General features: G+C 60.2%; 17 protein-coding genes and 1 pseudogene. 11 read left to right on the forward strand and 7 right to left on the reverse strand.

Features of this window, described 5'->3' with window-relative positions:
• The first annotated feature begins 41 nt into the window (after window positions 1-41).
• Window positions 42-1253: an N-acetylmuramoyl-L-alanine amidase gene (locus E4P00_RS22770; RefSeq protein ID WP_248133124.1), complete on the forward strand. Its 1212-nt coding sequence runs from the start codon at window positions 42-44 to the stop codon at window positions 1251-1253.
• Here E4P00_RS22770 and E4P00_RS22775 read toward each other — a convergent pair.
• Window positions 1250-1618, reverse strand: coding sequence for a glutamine synthetase (locus E4P00_RS22775; RefSeq protein WP_103734116.1), 369 nt, complete (start codon window positions 1616-1618; stop codon window positions 1250-1252). The genes E4P00_RS22770 and E4P00_RS22775 overlap by 4 nt on opposite strands.
• Before the next feature lie 126 nt (window positions 1619-1744).
• On the opposite strand from E4P00_RS22775, the pseudogene dksA reads away from it, so the two are divergent.
• From dksA to E4P00_RS22795, 4 genes and pseudogenes are all read left to right on the forward strand, one after another.
• Window positions 1745-2148: pseudogene (gene dksA, locus E4P00_RS22780) on the forward strand (RNA polymerase-binding protein DksA).
• Between the two features lie 27 nt (window positions 2149-2175).
• Window positions 2176-3381: a zinc metallochaperone GTPase ZigA gene (gene zigA / locus E4P00_RS22785; protein WP_248133125.1), complete on the forward strand. Its 1206-nt coding sequence runs from the start codon at window positions 2176-2178 to the stop codon at window positions 3379-3381.
• Window positions 3381-4025 (forward strand): DUF1826 domain-containing protein, encoded by a 645-nt coding sequence (locus E4P00_RS22790; protein WP_032878648.1) that lies wholly within the window; start codon window positions 3381-3383, stop codon window positions 4023-4025. Before zigA ends, E4P00_RS22790 begins: the two co-directional genes overlap by 1 nt.
• Window positions 4026-4069: 44 nt before the next feature.
• A complete protein-coding gene (locus E4P00_RS22795) occupies window positions 4070-5032 on the forward strand; it encodes a CobW-like GTP-binding protein (protein WP_248133126.1) in 963 nt (320 codons plus the stop codon).
• Here the strand turns inward: E4P00_RS22795 and E4P00_RS22800 are convergent.
• On the reverse strand, window positions 5026-5421 hold the full coding sequence (locus E4P00_RS22800; RefSeq protein WP_005792570.1) for a DUF3301 domain-containing protein: 396 nt from the start codon (window positions 5419-5421) through the stop codon (window positions 5026-5028). The genes E4P00_RS22795 and E4P00_RS22800 overlap by 7 nt on opposite strands.
• A 117-nt stretch (window positions 5422-5538) precedes the next feature.
• Here E4P00_RS22800 and pdxY point away from each other — a divergent pair, with 117 nt between their 5' ends.
• Entirely contained in the window at window positions 5539-6411 is an 873-nt protein-coding gene (gene pdxY, locus E4P00_RS22805) for a pyridoxal kinase PdxY (RefSeq protein WP_032878650.1), read from the forward strand.
• Window positions 6412-6437: 26 nt separating this feature from the next.
• On the opposite strand, the gene E4P00_RS22810 is transcribed toward pdxY, so the two are convergent.
• A complete protein-coding gene (locus E4P00_RS22810) occupies window positions 6438-6923 on the reverse strand; it encodes an acyl-CoA thioesterase (RefSeq protein ID WP_003195747.1) in 486 nt (161 codons plus the stop codon).
• A 292-nt stretch (window positions 6924-7215) separates the two neighbouring features.
• Between E4P00_RS22810 and E4P00_RS22815 the strand changes: the two genes are divergently transcribed.
• Window positions 7216-8979, forward strand: coding sequence for a cation:proton antiporter (locus E4P00_RS22815; protein WP_005792568.1), 1764 nt, complete (start codon window positions 7216-7218; stop codon window positions 8977-8979).
• Window positions 8980-8995: 16 nt separating this feature from the next.
• Here E4P00_RS22815 and E4P00_RS22820 read toward each other — a convergent pair whose 3' ends face one another.
• From E4P00_RS22820 to uvrD, 3 genes are all read right to left on the reverse strand, one after another.
• Window positions 8996-9403 carry an SMI1/KNR4 family protein gene (locus tag E4P00_RS22820; protein WP_032878652.1) on the reverse strand — a complete coding sequence of 136 codons (408 nt, stop codon included), beginning with the start codon at window positions 9401-9403 and terminating at the stop codon, window positions 8996-8998.
• 135 nt (window positions 9404-9538) lie between these two features.
• Window positions 9539-10408: a Tim44 domain-containing protein gene (locus E4P00_RS22825; RefSeq protein ID WP_032878653.1), complete on the reverse strand. Its 870-nt coding sequence runs from the start codon at window positions 10406-10408 to the stop codon at window positions 9539-9541.
• Between the two features lie 273 nt (window positions 10409-10681).
• On the reverse strand, window positions 10682-12865 hold the full coding sequence (gene uvrD / locus E4P00_RS22830; protein ID WP_032878654.1) for a DNA helicase II: 2184 nt from the start codon (window positions 12863-12865) through the stop codon (window positions 10682-10684).
• A 279-nt stretch (window positions 12866-13144) separates the two neighbouring features.
• On the opposite strand from uvrD, the gene E4P00_RS22835 reads away from it, so the two are divergent.
• The 3 genes from E4P00_RS22835 (at window position 13145) to E4P00_RS22845 (ending at window position 17457) form a co-directional block, all read left to right on the forward strand.
• Entirely contained in the window at window positions 13145-16018 is a 2874-nt protein-coding gene (locus tag E4P00_RS22835; RefSeq protein ID WP_032878655.1) for an EAL domain-containing protein, read from the forward strand.
• Between the two features lie 163 nt (window positions 16019-16181).
• Window positions 16182-17048, forward strand: a complete 867-nt coding sequence (gene hexR, locus E4P00_RS22840) for a transcriptional regulator HexR (protein ID WP_003177007.1) — start codon at window positions 16182-16184, stop codon at window positions 17046-17048.
• A gap of 211 nt (window positions 17049-17259) precedes the next feature.
• On the forward strand, window positions 17260-17457 hold the full coding sequence (locus E4P00_RS22845; RefSeq protein WP_078822668.1) for a hypothetical protein: 198 nt from the start codon (window positions 17260-17262) through the stop codon (window positions 17455-17457).
• Here the strand turns inward: E4P00_RS22845 and E4P00_RS22850 are convergent.
• Entirely contained in the window at window positions 17387-18361 is a 975-nt protein-coding gene (locus E4P00_RS22850) for a LysR family transcriptional regulator (RefSeq protein WP_032878656.1), read from the reverse strand. The genes E4P00_RS22845 and E4P00_RS22850 overlap by 71 nt on opposite strands.
• A gap of 196 nt (window positions 18362-18557) precedes the next feature.
• Between E4P00_RS22850 and E4P00_RS22855 the strand changes: the two genes are divergently transcribed.
• Window positions 18558-19973 (forward strand): acetyl-CoA carboxylase biotin carboxylase subunit, encoded by a 1416-nt coding sequence (locus E4P00_RS22855; protein ID WP_003195732.1) that lies wholly within the window; start codon window positions 18558-18560, stop codon window positions 19971-19973.
• The last annotated feature ends 10 nt before the right edge of the window (window positions 19974-19983 follow it).

Below are 19983 nucleotides of genomic sequence, written 5' to 3' on the forward strand. Positions count from 1 at the left end.
TCCTGTTGAGTAGGGATGCTCCTTTATCTGCGGTATATGTCATGCACAGACGTCAGCTCCTTACCCTGCTGCTGGTCAGCCCCTTGTTCACGTTGCCTTTGGGGGCCTACGCCACGCAGATCCGCAATGCGCGGCTGTGGCGTTCGGACGATAAGCTGCGGCTGGTGTTCGACCTTAGCGGCCCGGTGCAATACAAGACGTTCTCCCTGACGTCGCCGGACCGCCTGATCATCGACTTGAGTGGCGCCGGCCTCAGCGGCGACTTTTCCCAACTGGCGCTGAAGAACAGTGGTATTACCTCGATCCGCTCCGGGCATTTCGGCAAGAGCGATACGCGTATCGTCCTGGATTTGGTCGCGCCGATGCAGCTCAACAGTTTTGTGCTGCCGCCCCAGGATGGCCAAGGCCATCGCCTGGTACTGGACCTGACCAACGCCACGCACGCGCCCCGTCAAATCGCTGCTGACCCGGCGCCCTTGGTGGTGCCGGCGGACAAGGCACATCCCAAACGCGACATCATTGTGGTGGTTGACCCCGGCCATGGCGGCAAAGACCCGGGCGCCGTCGGCTCCAAGGGCCAGCGCGAAAAAGATGTGGTGCTGTCGATCGCCCAGTTGCTGGCGAAACGTTTGAAACGTGAAAAAGGTTTTGCCGTAAAGCTGGTGCGCAACGACGACTTCTTCGTACCGCTGCGCAAGCGCGTGGACATCGCCCGCAAGCACAAGGCCGATATGTTCATCTCGGTGCACGCCGACGCCGCGCCACGGCTTACTGCATCGGGCGCTTCGGTGTATGCGTTGTCGCAAGGCGGTGCCACCTCTGCCACGGCGCGGTTCATGGCCCAGCGCGAAAACGGCGCAGACCTGTTGGGCGCCACCACGTTACTCAATCTGAAGGACAAAGACCCGATGCTGGCCGGGGTAATTCTCGACATGTCCATGAACGCCACCATCGCCTCCAGCCTGCAACTGGGCAGCGCGGTATTGGGCAGCCTGCAAAGCATCACCAGCCTGCATCAGAAGCGGGTGGAACAGGCAGGGTTCGCGGTGCTCAAGTCACCGGACGTGCCTTCGATCCTGGTGGAGACCGGGTTTATCTCCAATGCACGGGACGCCCAGCGGCTGGTGACGGCGCGTCATCAACAAGCGGTGGCGGATCGGCTTTTTGAAGGGTTGAAACAGTACTTCCAGAAGAACCCGCCCATCAACAGTTACATGGCTTGGGTGCAGGAACAGCAGAAAACCCAGGCTTAACAGCCGGTCATTCGGTTACAGGTGAACTTGGCGCTGGCGCCGCCGGAACTGGAAAACCGGTTGATGGTGGTCCAGCCCACGCGACGCGTATAGCCAACCCACGCCTCGCCATCCGATGCCAACCCGGTGAAGAACGTCAGCTGCCCGTAGCGGCTATTGGTCTGTGCCCAATAGCGTTTGCCGATCACTTCAAAACCGCGCAGGTAAGTGATGTTGCCCGCAGTCGCCGCGCTGTAGGCATTACCCAGCGGGTCCACGCAAGCCAGCAGGGTGGCGCTGCGGGTGCAGTTGGCCAACGGGCTTGGGACTTGGGCGCAGGCAGGTCCTGCGGTTGCCAATAGCAGGGCGCACAGTACGTATCTCATCGTGTTTCTCGGGGGGCGAAAGTGATCAAGCATTGCGCCCTTCGTCGTGAGGAGCAAGGGAAGTTGGCTTATTTGTATTGTTATACTATAGCATAAATGCACAGCCCCACCCGTGAACCGTTTCCCATGACCGAACAAGAATTGCTGGCCCAACCGGCTGCTGACTACATGAATGAAGCCCAACAGCGCTTCTTCCGCGAGCTGCTGCTGGCTCAGCGCAATGAACTGCAAGCGCGTATCGACGCTGAGTTCCAGGCGCTGCGCGAGCAGGAAACCAATAGCGACCTGGCGGATATCGGCAGCGCTGAAGAGCAGCGCCAGTGGCAGTTGCGCCTACTGGAGCGGGAAAAAAAGCTGTTGGACAAGATCGACGATGCCCTGGAGCTGCTGGCCCGCGGTGAATACGGATGGTGCCGTGAAACCGGCGAGCCCATCGGCCTGCACGCCTGCTGCTGCGCCCCACTGCAACCCTGTGTATCGAAGCCAAAGAACGTGAAGAGCTGCGCGAACGCCATAAACGGGCAGTTTGACCGGCCAACCCTGATGAGGAATACCTGATGCCCAATCGTCTCCCCGTGACCGTGTTGTCCGGCTTTCTCGGCGCCGGTAAAAGCACACTGCTCAACTATGTCCTGCGCAACCGCGACAACCTGCGGGTGGCGGTGATCGTCAACGACATGAGTGAAATCAACATCGACGGCAGCGAGGTGCAGCGCGACGTCACGCTCAATCGTGCCGAAGAAAAACTGGTGGAGATGAGCAACGGCTGCATCTGCTGCACCTTGCGTGAAGACTTGCTGGAAGAAGTCGCCAAGCTCGCCAAGGAAGGGCGTTTCGATTATCTGCTGATCGAATCCACCGGTATCTCCGAGCCGCTGCCCGTGGCCGAAACCTTCACCTTTCGCGATGAAAACGAGCAAAGCCTGGCCGACATTGCACGCCTGGACACCATGGTTACCGTGGTCGATGGCATGAACTTTCTGCTCGACTACCAGGCCGCCGAAAGCCTGGCTTCCCGCGGCGAAACCCTGGGCGAAGAAGATGAGCGCTCCATCACTGACCTGCTGATCGAGCAGATCGAATTCGCCGACGTCATCCTGATCAGCAAGATCGACCTGATCAGCAGCCGCGAGCGTGAAGAATTGATGGCCATCCTCGAGCGCCTCAACGCCCAGGCGGAAATCATCCCGATGGTCATGGGCGAGGTGGCGCTGCACAAGATCCTCAACACCGGCCGTTTCGACTTCGAACGCGCTGCCCAGGCGCCGGGTTGGTTGCAGGAGCTGCGCGGTGAGCATGTACCGGAAACCGAAGAATACGGTATTGCCTCCACCGCTTACCGTGCGCGCCGCCCCTTCCATCCACAGCGGTTTTTCGACTTTATCGATCGCCCTTGGGTGAACGGCAAACTGTTGCGCTCCAAGGGCTTCTTCTGGTTGGCCAGCAAACATCAGGACGCCGGCAGTTGGTCCCAGGCTGGTGGCTTGATGCGCCATGGCTTTGCCGGACGCTGGTGGCGCTTTGTGCCCAAAAGCCAATGGCCCCAGGACGAGGAAAGCGTGGCGGCGATCATGGGCAACTGGACACTGAGCACGGGGGACTGCCGCCAGGAGCTGGTGTTTATCGGGCAAAACATCGACTTCAACCTGATGCGTGCGGAACTGGATGCCTGCTTGCTCAATGATGAAGAAATGGCCCTGGGTGTCGAAGGTTGGCGCCAGCTGCCCGATCCTTTCGGCCCTTGGTATGAGCAGGTCGCCTGATGCTGGCCCCGGTTATCCCCCTGCGCCCCGTGATCCGCCAGACGTGTGGGCAAACTCCGTTGGCACTGTCCGATATCCTCGAAGATGGCGTCAACCTGGCGCTGTGGCAACGTCAGTTGCCCCTGCATATCGCCGAGTTCGGCGCCTTGCTGGTGGCGCTCAATGAGCCGCTCGCCGAATCCCTGGTGATTGAGCTCGACAACGAGGACGCTGTGCCGAACTTGCAGGGCCTGGCATCCAGTTGTCGCGATCTTGAGGGTTACGAAGGTTTTATCGCCGATGTGTCATGGCTGGTCAGTGCATTTGCCTGCCTGCTCGGCGCCAAGCGTATTGGCGTACGTTTGCGGCTGTTGGACAAGGCCATGTGCCCGCGTTTTCACGTTGATCATGTGCCGGTTCGGCTGATCACCACCTATGCCGGTATCGGCAGCCAATGGTTGCGCGAAGGTGTGATGGATCGCCGCAAACTGAGCCAGGCGGACGCCGAACCTACCGAGCGTATCGAGCAGATCCACTGCGGTGAGGTGGCGCTGCTCAAGGGCACCAAATGGCACGGTAACGAAGGGCATGGCCTGATCCATCGTTCGCCAGCGCTCAAGGCCGATGAGCGCCGGTTGATCCTGACGCTGGATTGGCTGGCATAACCGCGTAGGATCAAACGCTCTACACGGCCAGAATGATGTTTCCAATGTTGCAGAACATACCCACCCATGTGATTGCCGGCCCATTGGGCGCCGGCAAGACCAGCCTGATCAAGCACCTGCTCGCTCAGCGCCCGGCCAACGAGCGTTGGGCGGTGCTGATCAACGAATTTGGCCAGATCGGCCTGGACGCTGCCTTGCTGACTCAAGACGCTGACGGCGTCGCCTTGGGCGAGGTAGCGGGTGGGTGCCTGTGCTGTGTGAATGGTGCACCGTTCCAGGTAGGCCTGGGCCGTTTGCTGCGTAAGGCCAAACCGGATCGGCTGTTTATCGAACCTTCAGGTTTGGGTCATCCCGCGCAGTTGCTCAAACAACTGCGGGAAGCGCCATGGCAAGACGTGCTGGCCGTGCAGCCCAGCGTGCTGGTGCTGGATGCCCAGGCGTTGGCAGCAGGCAAGCCCTTGCCGCAGGCACAGCAAGCGGCGCTGGCAAGTGCTGGCCTGCTGGTGTTGAACAAGGATGAGGCCCTGAATGCCGCGCAGCGTCAGGCGATTGAACGGCAGTTACCCGATTGCGCGATTTACTGGACACGCCAGGCTCAGCTGCCAATCGACCAGTTGCCGGGCTTGAATGCGCAGGCCCAAGCGGCTGTGGATAACTTGGCGGCGCCTGAAGGCCTCGCGCAAATGCCGGCCATCTGGAGCGATCCTGCCTTGCCCATCTGTTTGAGCCAGGGCCAGGAGGGGGGGTGGAGTATCGGCTGGCGATGGCACCCCAGCCAGCAATTTGATGTCAGCCTTCTGCATTGCTGGCTATCAGGCCTCGACTGGCATCGTGCCAAACTGGTTATCCACAGCGGCGAAGACTGGGTCTCGGCCAACGCTGTGGATAACAGCGTTTTAACCTGGCAACCTAGCGAATGGCGACGGGATTCACGTATCGAATTGATCTTCAGCGAACCACGGGACGTGGCCGCATTGCAGGCTGCGCTGGCAGCCTGCCGCTACTGACGGTTCTTGGTGGCGTGGTCCTGGCGCCATTGGCTCAATTCGATCACTTCGGCGCTAGGCAGTGGCTCCTTGGCTTCGAACGGGTAGGGTGCCAGTTCGATCTGCGCACTGTGGGCGCCGAATTGGGTGATCGTCCCGGCATGGCGGGTCTCCCCGGTCACGGTGAATTCGAAATTATAGACGCGTGCCAGGCGCCGCCGGCCATTGGCATCCTTGACGAAACCAATGCGTTTGAGCGCAACCGCACCATCGAGCAATTCGATATCAAGCTTGGCGCAATGCTGCTTGACCCGCTCCAGCGCCCGCTCACGCAGGCCGTGGTTGTGCCAAACCCAGGCGGCGCCAGTCGCCAGCAGCATCAGCACGAAGATGTTTCCCAGGGTCAGCATTCCATGAACTCCAACAAAGTGAGAGCAGCTTAACTGCGTCGCCGGTCTGTCGTACAGGCTGCGTTTAGTCGCATACTGCGCGGCCAGAATTTCAACGGCTTTACGGAAATCTCCCGCATGAAACGCACACCTCATCTGCTTGCGATCCAGTCTCATGTGGTCTTTGGCCACGCCGGAAACAGCGCCGCCGTGTTCCCCATGCAGCGTGTGGGAGTGAATGTCTGGCCGCTCAATACGGTGCAGTTCTCCAACCACACTCAGTATGGACAGTGGGCGGGCGAAGTGTTGGCGCCGCAGCAGATTCCGGCCCTGGTAGAAGGCATTGCCGCGATTGGTGAGCTGGGCAACTGTGACGCGGTGCTGTCCGGCTACCTGGGCAGCGCCGATCAGGGCCGTGCAATCCTTAGCGGCGTGGCCCGTATCAAAGCGATCAATCCGAAGGCGCTGTACCTGTGCGACCCGGTGATGGGCCACCCGGAAAAGGGTTGCATCGTGCCACAGGAGGTCAGCGATTTCCTGCTCGATGAGGCTGCGGCCATGGCAGATTTCCTGTGCCCCAACCAATTGGAACTGGACAGCTTTGCCGGGCGCAAGCCGCAATCGCTGTTTGATTGCCTGGCCATGGCCAAGGCGTTGCTGGCCCGCGGGCCCAAAGCGGTGCTGGTCAAGCACCTGGATTACCCAGGCAAACTGCCGGAAGGTTTTGAAATGCTGTTGGTGACGGCTGAGGGCAGTTGGCACTTGCGTCGGCCGCTGCTGGCGTTCCCGCGTCAGCCGGTGGGTGTGGGTGACCTGACGTCGGGCCTGTTCCTGGCGCGGGTGCTGTTGGGCGATAGCCTGGTGGCAGCCTTTGAATTCACCGCCGCAGCGGTGCATGAAGTGTTACTGGAGACCCAGGCCTGCGCCAGTTATGAACTGGAACTGGTGCGGGCCCAGGACCGTATTGCCCACCCTCGTGTGCGCTTCGAAGCCACACCGATCAGTTTGTAAGCACAGGGAGCCCGTGGGTTTACAAATTACGGCGCGTCGGCTTTGATCTCCCGGTAACGCTTTTCCAGCTCCTGACGAATCTGCCGACGCTGCTGGGCCTGCACAAAGCGGCGCTTGTCCTCGCTGTTCTGCGGTTGCAGCGGCGGCACGGCGGCAGGTTTGCGCTGGTCGTCCACGGCCACCATGGTAAAGAAACAGCTGTTGGTATGGCGCACCGAGCGTTCACGGATGTTCTCGGTCACCACCTTGATGCCCACTTCCATCGACGTATTGCCGGTGTAGTTGACCGACGCGAGGAAAGTCACCAGTTCACCGACATGGATCGGTTCGCGAAAAATCACCTGGTCCACCGACAGCGTGACCACATAACGACCGGCATAACGGCTGGCGCAGGCGTAGGCCACTTCGTCGAGGTACTTGAGCAGCGTGCCGCCGTGGACATTGCCTGAGAAGTTAGCCATGTCAGGGGTCATCAGTACCGTCATCGACAGCTGGGCGTTTCCGGGTTCCATAGCACACTCACGGGTTGTAGGCATTGGTTGGGGGGAGGGCACCTCTGCGGGTGCTGGAGTCTTTGCAGCGCCATCCCTAACGGGACGCTGGTGGGCAGCTTGCCGTCACGCGTGCATCGATCTGTTTCCATATATTGCACCGGCTTTTCAGCAGAAGTCGCGGTGTTAACCTTCAAAAGCCCATCTCAGGGCATTTCTTACGATCAAGGCAGACTTTTCCTTCCGCTCTTTGCGACCGTACAAAGGCGGCCGGAAGTGGGAAAAGCGCTGGTACCTCAAGGAGTCCCTCGCCATGCACGCCATCAGCTTTATCCAGGACCTGGCCGTGATCATGCTGGTGGCAGGGGTTGTGACCATCCTGTTTCACCGCCTCAAGCAGCCGGTGGTGCTGGGCTACATCGTCGCTGGCTTTATTATCGGGCCGCATACCCCGCCGTTTGGCCTGATCCACGATGAAGACACGATCAAGACCCTGGCTGAGCTAGGGGTGATTTTCCTGATGTTCTGCCTGGGCCTGGAGTTCAGCCTGCGCAAGCTGTTCAAGGTGGGCGCCACGGCGTTTATCGCGGCCTTCCTGGAAATCGTCCTGATGATCTGGATCGGCTATGAGATTGGCCGCTGGTTCGACTGGAGCACCATGGACTCGCTGTTCCTCGGCGCGATCCTGGCGATCTCCTCGACCACCATCATCGTCAAGGCCCTCAATGACCTGAAGATGAAAGACCAGCGTTTCGCCCAGCTGATTTTCGGGGTATTGATCGTCGAGGACATTCTCGGCATCGGCATCATTGCCCTGCTGTCGAGCATCGCCGTCAGTGGCACGGTCAGCTCAGGCGAAGTGTTCTCCACGGTCGGCAAACTCTCACTGTTCATGATCGTCGCGCTGGTGATCGGCATTTTGCTGGTGCCGCGCCTGCTGGCCTACGTGGCCAAGTTTGAAAGCAACGAAATGCTGCTGATCACCGTATTGGGCCTGTGTTTCGGCTTCTGCCTGCTGGTGGTGAAGCTGGAGTACAGCATGGTGCTCGGCGCCTTCCTGATTGGCGCGATCATGGCTGAATCCCGTCAGTTGATTAAGATTGAGCGCTTGATCGAACCCGTTCGCGACATGTTCAGCGCGATCTTCTTTGTCGCGATTGGCTTGATGATCGACCCGCAGATCTTGCTGCAATACGCGTGGCCGATCGCCGTGATCACCGTGGCTGTGGTACTGGGCAAAATGCTCTCCTGTGGCCTGGGCGCTTTTATCGCTGGCAATGATGGTCGTACTTCGTTGCGGGTCGGTATGGGGCTGTCACAGATTGGCGAATTTTCTTTCATCATCGCAGCGCTGGGGATGACTTTGCAGGTGACCAGCGACTTCCTGTACCCGGTGGCCGTGGCTGTTTCGGCAATCACGACCTTGCTCACCCCCTACCTGATTCGCGGGGCTGACCCGCTGTCGTTGAAGATCGCAGCGGTAATGCCCAAGCGCATGAGCCGGGTATTCGGACTGTATGGCGAATGGCTGCGCAGCATCCAGCCCCAGGGCGAGGGTGCAATGCTGGCGTCGATGATCCGCAAGATCATCCTGCAAGTCGGGGTGAATCTGGCACTGGTGATCGCGATCTTCTTCGCCGGCAGTTTTTTCGCGGCGCGCATCGGCGGGTATCTGGAAGGCTGGATCAGTGATCAGAGCTGGCAGAAGGCGTTGATCTGGGGCGGGGCGCTGCTGTTGTCGCTGCCGTTCCTGATTGCGGCGTATCGCAAGCTCAAGGCGCTGTCGATGTTGCTGGCCGAGATGAGTGTGAAGCCGGAGATGGCCGGGCGGCATACCCAGCGTGTGCGAAGGGTGATCGCGGAGCTGATTCCGCTGCTCTCGCTGCTGGTGATCTTCCTGCTACTGGCAGCCTTGTCGGCCAGCATTCTGCCGACCAACAAGTTGCTGGTGCTGATCGCCGTGGTCACGGCGGCAGTGGCTGCGGTGCTCTGGCGCTGGTTTATCCGGGTGCATACGCGGATGCAGGTGGCCTTGTTGGAAACATTAGATAACCACAAGGATACGCCGGAGCACTAAAGGTTGGGTGTGGGACTCAGCTTTCCAGCCAGACGTCCCGCGCCCAGTGCCACACCGATTCCCAGGATTCTTCGGTGACGATTTCTTCTTCGCCAGACCACAGCACCACGGTGCCGTCTTCTTCGACGCAGTAGTAGTCGTCACCGTCTTGGCAGATTGGGATCAGCTCACGAGGTACACCAAGGTCCCAGGCGTTTGCAGCCACTTCAGGCAGGTAGGTATGGGAGCCCGGGTCAGTAATGGTCACTGGCTCCAAGCTGCCGTACACCACATCACTGACGGTCAGCAGGAATTCCTTAAAGACGAACGGAATATTGATGAACAGCTGTTCTTCAACTTCCACCAGTTGGTCTTCGTCAGGCAGCTCCAAAGGAACCGGGACCGGTTCGTTGGCTTCACGCAATTGTTCGATGATTTCTTCCACGGCCGGGATCCTCTTGCTAGATGGCGCGGTTTATAGGGGCGTTTTATACAGTAGCTCGCTATAAGTGCAACCGTGAAATAGAAAACCCCGGACATGTCCGGGGTTTTTGTTACCGCTTGCTCAAACGCGTGAGTATCAGCTGTTCTGGCGGATACCGGCGACCAGCCATGGCTGGTTCTCGCCCTGAGCACGTTCCATGTTCCAGCTTTCGCTGAACACTTCGCCCTGGTCGAAACGCGACGACTTCGACACGCCGCTGAAGGTCAGGGTGGCGATAGTCTTGTCGGCACGATCATCCACACCTTCAAGCTGTACGCGCAGGTCGTCGATGTAGGTCGACTGGAACGCATCGCCGATCTCGGCGCGTTCGCGCTTGAGGAACTCCAGCAGTTGCGGAGTCACGAACTCGGCAATCTTGTCCATTTCGTTAGCGTCCCAGTGCTGTTGCAGGGACTGGAAGTGGCTGCGGGCCGCTTCGACGAAACGCTCTTCGTTGAACCAGGCCGGAGCATTGATCACCGGACGGGCGGCGGCAGGTGCTGCCGAGCCACCGAAGATCGAACCCATGGCTGGCTTCTGCTCGAACACTTCACGCTGCATCGGCGCGCCGGCTGGAGCAAGGTGCTCCTGCTGCTTGCGGCGACGGGCAGCGATAAAGCGGAAGATCACGAAGGCGATGACGGCCAGGATCAGGATGTCGAAGATCTGCATGCCCTGGAAGCCGCCGCCCATGAACATGGACGCGAGCAGGCCACCGGCGGCGATACCGGCCAGAGGGCCCAACCAGCGCGAAGCACCGCCGGCCTTGGCAGCAGCGCCAGCCGCACCGGCTGCACCCGCAGTTGCGGCAGCACCGCCGGCACCGGCGGAGGGAGCCATTTGACTGGTTTGGTGAGTCGGCGCTGCGCCAGAGCTTTTGCCGCCACCGAAGCGTTTGGCGTTGGCGTCCAGGCTCATCGTCAAGCCGATGCACAACGCCATGGCGATGCTAAGAAAACGTTTCATAAAGGGAATTCCCATTTGTGGATTGCACGCGCGCCATGTTGCACAGGTGTCGTGGCAGTGGCTAGCGGCATAATGTTTCGGGCTTTTGCGTAAGACCAAATCCGAAGGGTCTGTAGGACTAACTACAGATATTGGCCCGTGCTCTTCTAAAACAAGGGTGGGCCAATAATCTTCATGTTACGCAGTGTTTCTTGTGGCGAGGGAGCTTGCTCCCGCTGGGCTTCGCAGCAGCCCCAAAAAACGGGCGAGCTGCCTCGCCACAAACAGCTCGCTTCAGACCGCTTCGAGCTTCGCGTAACCCATCATCAGCCACTTGCTGCCTTCGGCGAAGTTCACCTGCACCCGGGCCTGTGCACCGGCGCCTTCGAAATTGAGGATCACACCTTCGCCGAAGATCGCATGTTTGACCTGCTGGCCAAGGCTGAACGGGGTTTCAGGAATCTCGGAACCGGCAAACATAGTGCTGGAGTTCTGCTGCTGGCCGCCCCCGAACGGGCGACTGACGCTGTTGGACAGGCGCACTTCCTGGATCAAGCCTTTCGGCACTTCACGTACGAAACGCGACACCTTGTTGTAGGTCTCGCTGCCATACAGGCGCCGGGTCTCCGCGTAGGTCATCACCAGGTTCTGCATTGCTCGGGTAATGCCCACGTAGGCCAGGCGGCGCTCTTCTTCAAGGCGGCCGGGCTCTTCCAGGCTCATCTTGTGGGGGAACAGGCCTTCTTCCATGCCCACCAGGAACACATAGGGGAATTCCAGGCCCTTGGCGCTGTGCAAGGTCATCAACTGGATGCTGTCTTCATGCTCATCGGCCTGGGTATCGCCGGCTTCCAGTGATGCATGACCCAGGAAGGCGGCGAGCGGCGTCAGCTCTTCATCTTCCTCGGTGTTTTCAAAGGCGCGGGCAGCGCTGACCAGTTCCTCAAGGTTTTCTACCCGGGCCTGGCCTTTCTCGCCTTTTTCCGCCTCGTGGTAGGCGATCAGGCCGGACTGCTCGATCACGGTCTGGGTCATCAGGTGCAGGGGCATTTCTGCGCACTTGGCGGCCAGGTTCTCGATCAGCTCGACAAACACACCCAGCGCCCCGGCCGCACGGCCGGTCAAGCCTTTGTTGGCGATGAGCAAACGCATGGCTTCCCACATCGACACATCGGCATGGCGCGCATGGTCGCGGATCGCTTCAACGGTTTTCTCGCCAATGCCGCGGGCCGGGATATTGATCACCCGCTCCAGCGCCGCGTCGTTACCACGGCCTTCGAGCAAGCGCAGGTAGGCCATGGCGTTCTTGATTTCGGCACGTTCGAAGAAACGCTGGCCGCCGTAGATGCGGTACGGGATACGCTCGCGCAGCAAGGCTTCTTCCAGCACCCGCGATTGGGCGTTGGAGCGGTACAGAATCGCGATATCGCTACGGGCCAGCCCGGTTTTCAGCGCGCTTTCGATGGTTTCCACCACGTAGCGTGCTTCATCGTGTTCGTTGAACGCGGCATACAGGTTGATCGCTTCGCCTTCGCCGCCATCGGTCCACAGCTCTTTGCCCAGGCGCCCGGTGTTGTTGGCGATCAAGGCGTTGGCGGCCTTGAGGATCCCGGCGGTGGAGCGGTAGTTCTGCTCCAGACGGATGGTCACCGCGTCCGGGAAGTCCTCGGAATACTGATAGATATTCTCGATTTTCGCGCCGCGCCAGCCGTAGATCGACTGGTCGTCATCACCCACCACCATGAGGCTGTCGCCGCCCTTGGCCAGCAGGCGCAACCAGGCGTACTGCACGGCGTTGGTGTCCTGGAACTCGTCCACCAGGATGTGGCGGAAGCGCTTCTGGTAATGGGCCAGCAAACCGGGGTTGTCACGCCACAGGTCCAGCGCGCGCAGTAACAGTTCGGAGAAGTCGATCACGCCGGCGCGTACGCAGGCCGCCTCGTAGGCTTCATAAATGCTGCGCATGGTGGCCAGGAACAGGTCGCCGCTGGCCTGGATATGTTGCGGGCGCAGGCCCTCGTCTTTCTGGCCGTTGATAAACCACTGGGCCTGACGCGCCGGCCAGCGTTGTTCATCCAGGCCCAGTTCGCGGATCACCCGTTTGACCAGGCGTTGCTGGTCATCGCTGTCGAGGATCTGGAAGGTCTGGCTCAGCCCCGCTTCCTGCCAATGGGCTCGCAACAGGCGGTGCGCCAGGCCGTGGAAGGTACCCACCCACATGCCGGCCGGGCTGATGCCCATCAACTGCTCGATGCGATGGCGCATCTCGGCAGCGGCCTTGTTGGTGAAGGTCACCGACAGGATGGAATGCGGGGACGCGTTTTCGACCTGGATCAACCAGGCGATACGGTGCACCAGCACTCGGGTTTTACCGGAGCCAGCACCGGCCAGGACCAACTGACGGCCAACGGGGGCCGCTACGGCCTGGCGTTGGGCATCGTTGAGGGAGTTCAGCAAAAGAGAGAGATCATCGCGCATCGACGCATTCTATGGGCCTAAAGGGGCTCGGGCAAATCCCAATGCCCGGTGGTCGACGCAAAACACTTCGCACACCACCCAGCGGGCAAAAATTCTGTCGTGCGGGATGACCGGTTGGTCATGGGCCGCAGCCCGCGCCGCGTCTTGCTCGAGCTGTCTGGGCCAAAGGTTTGCGGCCCATTGCAGGCGGTTTTTTATGACGTGGGGCAGTTTGGCCCAGGCGCTTGCTTGTGTATGCTCCGTCGACGTTTCGGGCTCACCATTATAAGAACATCGCCTATGACCCTTAGCACTGATCTGTTTGGCCCCTCAGTGGCGCCCGCGCAGGTCATCCGCAAACACTATGCAACCCAAATGGCGGTCGAGCGCACACGCCTGCTGTATCAGGGCTCGTTGCTGCCGACGCTGCTGATGCTGGTCAATGGCCTGGTCTGCGCCTGGTTGCTGTGGAATCCCGAGCACTACCTGCTCGACAGTCTCTGGTTGCTCTGGTTACTCGCTCTGGTGGCGATGCGCGTGATCCAGGTGGCGGCTTTTGATTCGGCCATGCCCAGCCGCCAGGCCCAACCGGTGTGGCGGCGTATGTTCATGCTCGGCTCAGCGGTCAGCGGCCTGACCCTGTCCATTGCCGCCATCGCCCTGGTACCCGCCGACAGTTTCATGCATCAGGCCTGGGTGTTCGGCCTGATCGGCGCCGCTACCTTGTCGGCCAGCGTGGCCTATGCCGTGAGCCTTTGGGCCTTCCTGTCATTTGCCTTGCCCTGCCTGTTGCCGGCCATTATTTATCTTTTCTGCAATGGCACCCCACAGCAGCAGGGCTGGGGCGTGCTTGGCCTGATCCTGCTGGCGTCCCTGAGCCTGGTGGCGTGGCAGGTCAACCGCTTGATCCAGCGCGGGCTGTTGCGTCGCTTCCAGAACCAGGCCCTGATCGAGCACCTGCAGCAGGCCCGGCAGCGCAGTGAGCAACTGAACCTGGAGCTGGTGCGTGAAGTCGAGCAGCGCCGCCAGGTAGAGCAGGACCTGCGCGAAGCCCAAATCGGCCTGCAAGACCGCGTGGCGCAACGCAGCCAGGAACTGGATGCCGCCAGCCTCGCCCTCAATACCAGCGAAGCGCGCCTGGCCATGGCCCTGCAAGCCAGTGAACTGGGCCTGTGGGACTGGAACCTGCAAACCGACGAAGTCCATCACACTCAGCTCAAGGAGCTGTTCGGCCTGGAGCCTGAATACGTCAAGGCGATGCTCAGCCACCTCAAGCCGCGCCTGCACCCCGACGACCTGCCATTGCTCAAGCACGCTCTGGTGGAGCACTTGAAAGGTCGCAGTGAGGATTATCAGGTGGAATACCGGATACGTCATGGCGATGGACATTGGATGTGGATCCAGGACCGTGGGCGTGCGGTAGAACGTGCGCCCAATGGCCGCGTCGTGCGGATGCTCGGCACGCGCCGCGACATCAGTGCCAGCAAGGCGCTGGAAGAACAGCAACGGCTCGCCTCGACGGTGTTCGAGGCGGCCAGCGAAGGCATCGTGATCCTTGATCCCGAGTACGCGCTGATCGCGGTGAACCAAGCGTTCAGCCGTGTCACCGGTTTTGACATCGACGACATGCTTGGTCGCAATGTCGTGGAGCTGCCCAGCAGTCGCGATGCGCGGCGCCACTTCCCGATGATCCGCCAGGCCCTGCTCAGCCATGGCACCTGGCAGGGCGAGCTGGTAGAAACGCGCAAGAACGGCGAGCTCTACCCGCAGTGGCTGCAATTGAATGTGGTGCGCGATGTTCGGGGAAACGTCAGTCATATTGTAGGCTTTTTCGCCGATCTGTCGGCACGGCGCGAATCCGAAGAACGTATGCGCTACCTTACTCACTATGACGAGCTGACCGGCCTGGCCAACCGTTCGCTGTTTCGCGAACGGCTGCACGAAGCCCATCAACGCGTGCGCCAGGGCGGGCGCAGCCTGGCGCTGCTGCATATAAACCTGGACCGTTTCAAGTTGCTCAATGACAGCCTGGGCCATGAAGTGGCCGACCAGTTGTTACAGAAAATGGCCCGGCGTTTGATCAATGCGCTGCCCGAAGCCGACACCATTGCGCGCTTGTCCGGCGATGAGTTCGCGGTGCTGTTCGATGCCTACGGCAATTTGTCGAGCCTGGCGCGCGTGGCGACGCGGCTGTTGGCGAAACTGCGGGTACCGGTAACGGTGGAGGGGCACGAACTGGTGGTCAGTGCTTCTATGGGGGTCAGCTTGCTGCCGGATAATGCGCGGGAGATCTCTGCGTTGGTCAGCCAATCGAATATGGCCATGCAGCACGCCAAGCATCTGGGCGGCAATAATTTCCAGTTTTACACCGACAGTTTGCAAGCCAGCACCCTGGAGCGTCTGCAGTTGGAAAACCACCTGCGCAAAGCGATCGAGGAGCGCCATCTGAGCGTGTTCTACCAGCCGAAGTTGTGCCTGGCGACCGGCAAGCTGAATGCCGCCGAGGCGCTGATTCGCTGGGAGCATCCGCAGTGGGGCATGGTGCCGCCGGGGGACTTTATCGGCCTGGCTGAAGAAACCGGCTTGATCGTGCCGTTGGGAGAGTTCGTGCTGCGCCAGGCGTGCCGGCAAGCTTGCGAGTGGCAGCGCCAGGGGCTGGCGCCGATTCGCGTGTCGGTGAACCTGTCGGTGCATCAACTGCGTCAGGGCAAACTGGTCAGCCTGGTGCGTCAGGTTCTGGAAGAGACCGGGCTGGACCCGCAATACCTTGAGTTGGAACTCACCGAAAGCCAGTTGCTCGATAGCGTTGAGCACATCATCGCCACTTTCCAGCAGTTGCGTGACCTGGGGGTGAAGCTGGCCATCGACGATTTTGGCACCGGTTATTCGTCCCTCAGTTACCTCAAGCGTATTCCTGTGGATTACGTGAAGATCGACCAGGCCTTTATCCGTGGTCTCGGTCAGGCGCGTGAGGATGCCGCTATCACGCGGGCGATCATCGCCATGGCCCATGGGCTGGCGCTCAAGGTGGTGGCCGAGGGCGTGGAGGATCAGCAGCAGCTGGATTTTCTGCGCGGTGAACAGTGCGATGAGGTGCAGGGTTATCTGATCAGCCCGCCAATGCACGCCGAAGGGCTGGCGGATTTGTTACGCAAAAATGCAGATTTTTCTTAACGCCGCGTTGGCCGCCTTTATGGCTACATGGCGTCTGCCTGCTGAAACCAGAGGGGAGCAGGGCGATTTAGTGATGCATCGAACGGGCAAAACGACAATTCTTGTAGTATAACTACAAGCTTGCTACATCCCTGGCACCTGCCAATAACAAGAGTCCTGCCCTTTGAACCTGTTGCAACATATCGCCCAGTCGCGCCACCTGTTACGCAAATCGGAACTCAAGGTTGCCGATCATGTGCTGCTTGACCCTGCGGCCGTGATGCACAGTTCCATGGCCGATCTGGCTCACAGCGTGGGTATCAGCGAGCCGACCATCGTGCGCTTCTGCCGCGCCATTGGTTGCTCCGGGTTTCAGGATTTGAAACTCAAGCTGGCGCAAAGCCTGGCGGCCGGCGCGAGCTTCGGCCAGTTTGCGATCCATGAAGACGACTCCGTCGCCGACTACAGCCTGAAAATCTTCGACACCACCCTGCACACCCTGATGGAAGTGCGCGAGAAGCTCGACCCGGTGGAGCTGCAAAAGGCTGTGACCGCGATGTCCCAGGCCCAGCGCGTCGAGTTCTATGGCTTTGGCGCTTCCGGCGCGGTGGCTGCCGATGCCCAGCACAAATTCTTCCGTCTGCTGCTGACGGCCGCGGCCTACAGCGACCCGCACATGCAGGCGATGTCGGCAGTGACCTTGAAGCCCACTGACGTGGCCATCTGTATTTCCCAATCCGGTCGCTCCAAAGACCTGCTGATCACCGCCAACCTGGTGCGTGAAAGCGGCGCTTCGCTGATCACCCTGTGCCCGAGCCAGACGCCATTGGCGGAGCTGTCCACGGTGAACCTGGCGATCGACGTGCATGAAGACACCGAAATCTACACACCGCTGACCTCGCGTATTGCCCACCTGGTGGTGATCGACGTGTTGGCGATGGGCGTGGCCATGGCTCGCGGCCCGAGCTTGGTCAACCACCTCAAGAGCGTTAAACGCAGTTTGCGCAGCCTGCGTCTGTCACCCAAGTCCGTCAAAGCTCTCGACGACTAAATACCTGCACACAGAACTCAATGTGGGAGGGGGCTTGCTCCCGATAGCAGTAGGTCAGTCAATGAATCTGTGACTGAAACTCCGCTATCGGGAGCAAGCCCCCTCCCACATTAGATTCTCCATGCATCCAGAATCTTCATGAGGCTGTCATCCCCCCGTCATCCGTCGCCCCCATCCTGTACTCCCCCGTACTCGCATTGGGAGACTCCACATGACTCGGCATTACGAAGACAGCAACAGCACCGTCAAGACCCGTCGTCAGCAGGAAGACCAGCGCCGCATGGCGTTCCGTCGCGCCATCGAAGACCGTTGCGAAGAGCGCCAGTTGCTCCAGAGCATCAGTGACTACCCGGAACTCCATTGGCAGGCACCCGTGGCTGCCCAGCGAAACGCTCAGCCAGTGCGCTGATCTGCACCCGTTCGCTGCGGATAAAGCCCAGGAACGCATGGGCCACCGGTGACAGGCGTTTGGCCTTGGCCTGCACCAGGCACCAACTGCGGTACAGCGGCAGTTCTTCCACCGGCAGCTCTTTGAGCCCGCCGGTGGCCAGTTCCAGGTTCAAGGCGTGGCGCGTCAGCAGGGCCACACCCAAACCTGCGACCACGCACTCTCGTTGCGCCTCGGCCGAGGCCACTTCCACGGTTTGTGTGAAGTGCACGCGTTTTTCCTTGAAGTACTCTTCACACGCCAGCCGCGTGCCGGAACCCGGCTCGCGGATAAGTAGCGTGTAAGGCTCCAGGTCTTGCAGGCGCAGCGGCCCTTGCAGGCTCAACGGATGATCCGGCAGCGCCACCGCGACAATTGGATTATTGAGAAACGGCAGGAATTCCAGGCCCATGTCCTGGGGCACCATGGACATGATCACCAGATCATCGCGGTTATCCGAAAGCCTGCGGATTACCTGGGCACGATTGACCACGGTCAGGTGCAGTTGCACTTCCGGGTGCTGGCGCTTGAAAGCCGCAAACAGGTGCGGCACGAAGTACTTGGCGCTCGATTCCACCGCCAGCTTCAGTTGGCCCTGCAGTGAGCCCTGCATATCCGATAGCTGCATATCGAGGTTTTCCAGACGCCCGAAAATATCGCGACTGGCCCGTTGCAGGGCTTCGGCGGCCTCGGTCATGTAGAGCTTCTTGCCGACGTAATCGAACAGCGGTTGGCCGATCAGTTCTTCCAGCTGGCGGATTTGCAGGCTGACGGCCGGTTGCGTCAGGGACATTTCCTCGGCGGCACGGCTGTAAGAGCGCAAATCGCACACCTCATGAAAGATCTGAAGTTGTCTTAATGTCAGCCTCATCAATGACTTGCGCATTATTTATCCCCTCTCAACCCCGGCCATACCGTCAACTATAAGTCTTTGCTTATGTATGACCCAATAATTATTGATTTTTGTTAATCCCTTGGCGGGCTTAGTGTGTGTCTCGCGACTGTCATGAAACATTTGGTCACGCGCCGACCCACCTCAAGCGGGTCGAAGAACGCAGCAATCGGCTCAAGGGAATTTCCAAGTGATAAAAAAGATCCTGATCGCCAACCGTGGTGAAATTGCCGTACGAATCGTGCGCGCCTGCGCCGAGATGGGCATTCGCTCGGTCGCGGTTTACTCGGACGCCGACCGCCACGCGTTGCACGTCAAACGTGCCGACGAAGCCCACAGCATTGGTGCCGAGCCCCTGGCCGGCTACCTCAACCCGCGCAAGCTGGTGAACCTGGCGGTGGAAACCGGTTGCGACGCGCTGCATCCCGGCTACGGCTTCTTGTCGGAAAATGCCGAACTGGCGGATATCTGCGCGGAGCGCGGCATCAAGTTCATTGGCCCTTCGGCCGAAGTGATTCGCCGCATGGGCGACAAGACCGAAGCGCGCCGCAGCATGATCAAGGCCGGTGTGCCGGTCACTCCCGGCACCGAAGGCAACGTCGCGGATATCCACGAAGCGCTGACCGAAGGCGACCGCATTGGTTACCCGGTGATGCTCAAGGCCACTTCCGGTGGTGGCGGGCGCGGTATCCGTCGTTGCAACAGTCGCGAAGAACTTGAACAAGCCTTCCCCCGCGTCATTTCCGAGGCCACCAAGGCGTTCGGCTCGGCGGAAGTGTTCCTGGAAAAATGCATCGTCAATCCCAAGCACATCGAAGCGCAGATCCTGGGTGACAGCTTTGGCAATGTGGTGCACCTGTTCGAACGCGATTGCTCGATCCAGCGTCGCAACCAGAAGCTGATCGAAATTGCCCCCAGCCCCCAGCTGACCCCCGAACAGCGCGCCTACATCGGCGACCTGTCGGTGCGTGCGGCCAAGGCTGTGGGTTACGAGAACGCCGGCACCGTGGAGTTCCTGCTCGCCGAAGGCGAGGTGTATTTCATGGAGATGAACACACGGGTGCAGGTGGAACACACCATCACCGAAGAAATCACCGGGATCGACATCGTCCGCGAACAGATCCGCATTGCCTCGGGCTTGCCGCTGTCGGTGAAGCAGGAAGACATTCAGCACCGTGGTTTCGCGTTGCAGTTTCGCATCAACGCCGAAGACCCGAAGAACAACTTCCTGCCCAGCTTCGGCAAGATCACCCGTTACTACGCCCCCGGCGGCCCCGGTGTGCGTACCGATACAGCGATCTACACCGGCTACACCATCCCACCGTTCTACGACTCCATGTGCCTGAAACTGGTGGTGTGGGCGCTGACCTGGGAAGAAGCCATGGACCGCGGCCTGCGTGCCCTGGACGACATGCGCCTGCAAGGCGTGAAGACCACTGCCGCCTACTACCAGGAAATCCTGCGCAACCCGGAATTCCGCAGCGGCCAGTTCAACACCAGTTTCGTGGAAAGCCACCCTGAGCTGACCAACTACTCGATCAAGCGCAAACCCGAAGAGCTGGCCCTGGCCATCGCCGCCGCCATCGCCGCCCACGCAGGCCTGTGAGGAATATAAG

It is taken from the genome of Pseudomonas sp. B329 (genome assembly GCF_023127835.1).
GTDB classification, from domain to species: Bacteria; Pseudomonadota; Gammaproteobacteria; order Pseudomonadales; family Pseudomonadaceae; genus Aquipseudomonas; species Aquipseudomonas synxantha_A.

Excerpts from the sequence above, each read along its gene's own strand:
- E4P00_RS22770 (WP_248133124.1), top strand. The coding sequence starts at position 42 with ATGCACAGACGTCAGCTCCTTACCCTGCTGCTGGTCAGCCCCTTGTTC.
- E4P00_RS22775 (WP_103734116.1), bottom strand. The coding sequence starts at position 1,618 with ATGAGATACGTACTGTGCGCCCTGCTATTGGCAACCGCAGGACCTGCC.
- zigA (WP_248133125.1), top strand. The coding sequence starts at position 2,176 with ATGCCCAATCGTCTCCCCGTGACCGTGTTGTCCGGCTTTCTCGGCGCC.
- E4P00_RS22790 (WP_032878648.1), top strand. The coding sequence starts at position 3,381 with ATGCTGGCCCCGGTTATCCCCCTGCGCCCCGTGATCCGCCAGACGTGT.
- E4P00_RS22795 (WP_248133126.1), top strand. The coding sequence starts at position 4,070 with ATGTTGCAGAACATACCCACCCATGTGATTGCCGGCCCATTGGGCGCC.
- E4P00_RS22800 (WP_005792570.1), bottom strand. The coding sequence starts at position 5,421 with ATGCTGACCCTGGGAAACATCTTCGTGCTGATGCTGCTGGCGACTGGC.
- pdxY (WP_032878650.1), top strand. The coding sequence starts at position 5,539 with ATGAAACGCACACCTCATCTGCTTGCGATCCAGTCTCATGTGGTCTTT.
- E4P00_RS22810 (WP_003195747.1), bottom strand. The coding sequence starts at position 6,923 with ATGGAACCCGGAAACGCCCAGCTGTCGATGACGGTACTGATGACCCCT.
- E4P00_RS22815 (WP_005792568.1), top strand. The coding sequence starts at position 7,216 with ATGCACGCCATCAGCTTTATCCAGGACCTGGCCGTGATCATGCTGGTG.
- E4P00_RS22825 (WP_032878653.1), bottom strand. The coding sequence starts at position 10,408 with ATGAAACGTTTTCTTAGCATCGCCATGGCGTTGTGCATCGGCTTGACG.
- uvrD (WP_032878654.1), bottom strand. The coding sequence starts at position 12,865 with ATGCGCGATGATCTCTCTCTTTTGCTGAACTCCCTCAACGATGCCCAA.
- E4P00_RS22835 (WP_032878655.1), top strand. The coding sequence starts at position 13,145 with ATGACCCTTAGCACTGATCTGTTTGGCCCCTCAGTGGCGCCCGCGCAG.
- E4P00_RS22845 (WP_078822668.1), top strand. The coding sequence starts at position 17,260 with ATGACTCGGCATTACGAAGACAGCAACAGCACCGTCAAGACCCGTCGT.
- E4P00_RS22850 (WP_032878656.1), bottom strand. The coding sequence starts at position 18,361 with ATGCGCAAGTCATTGATGAGGCTGACATTAAGACAACTTCAGATCTTT.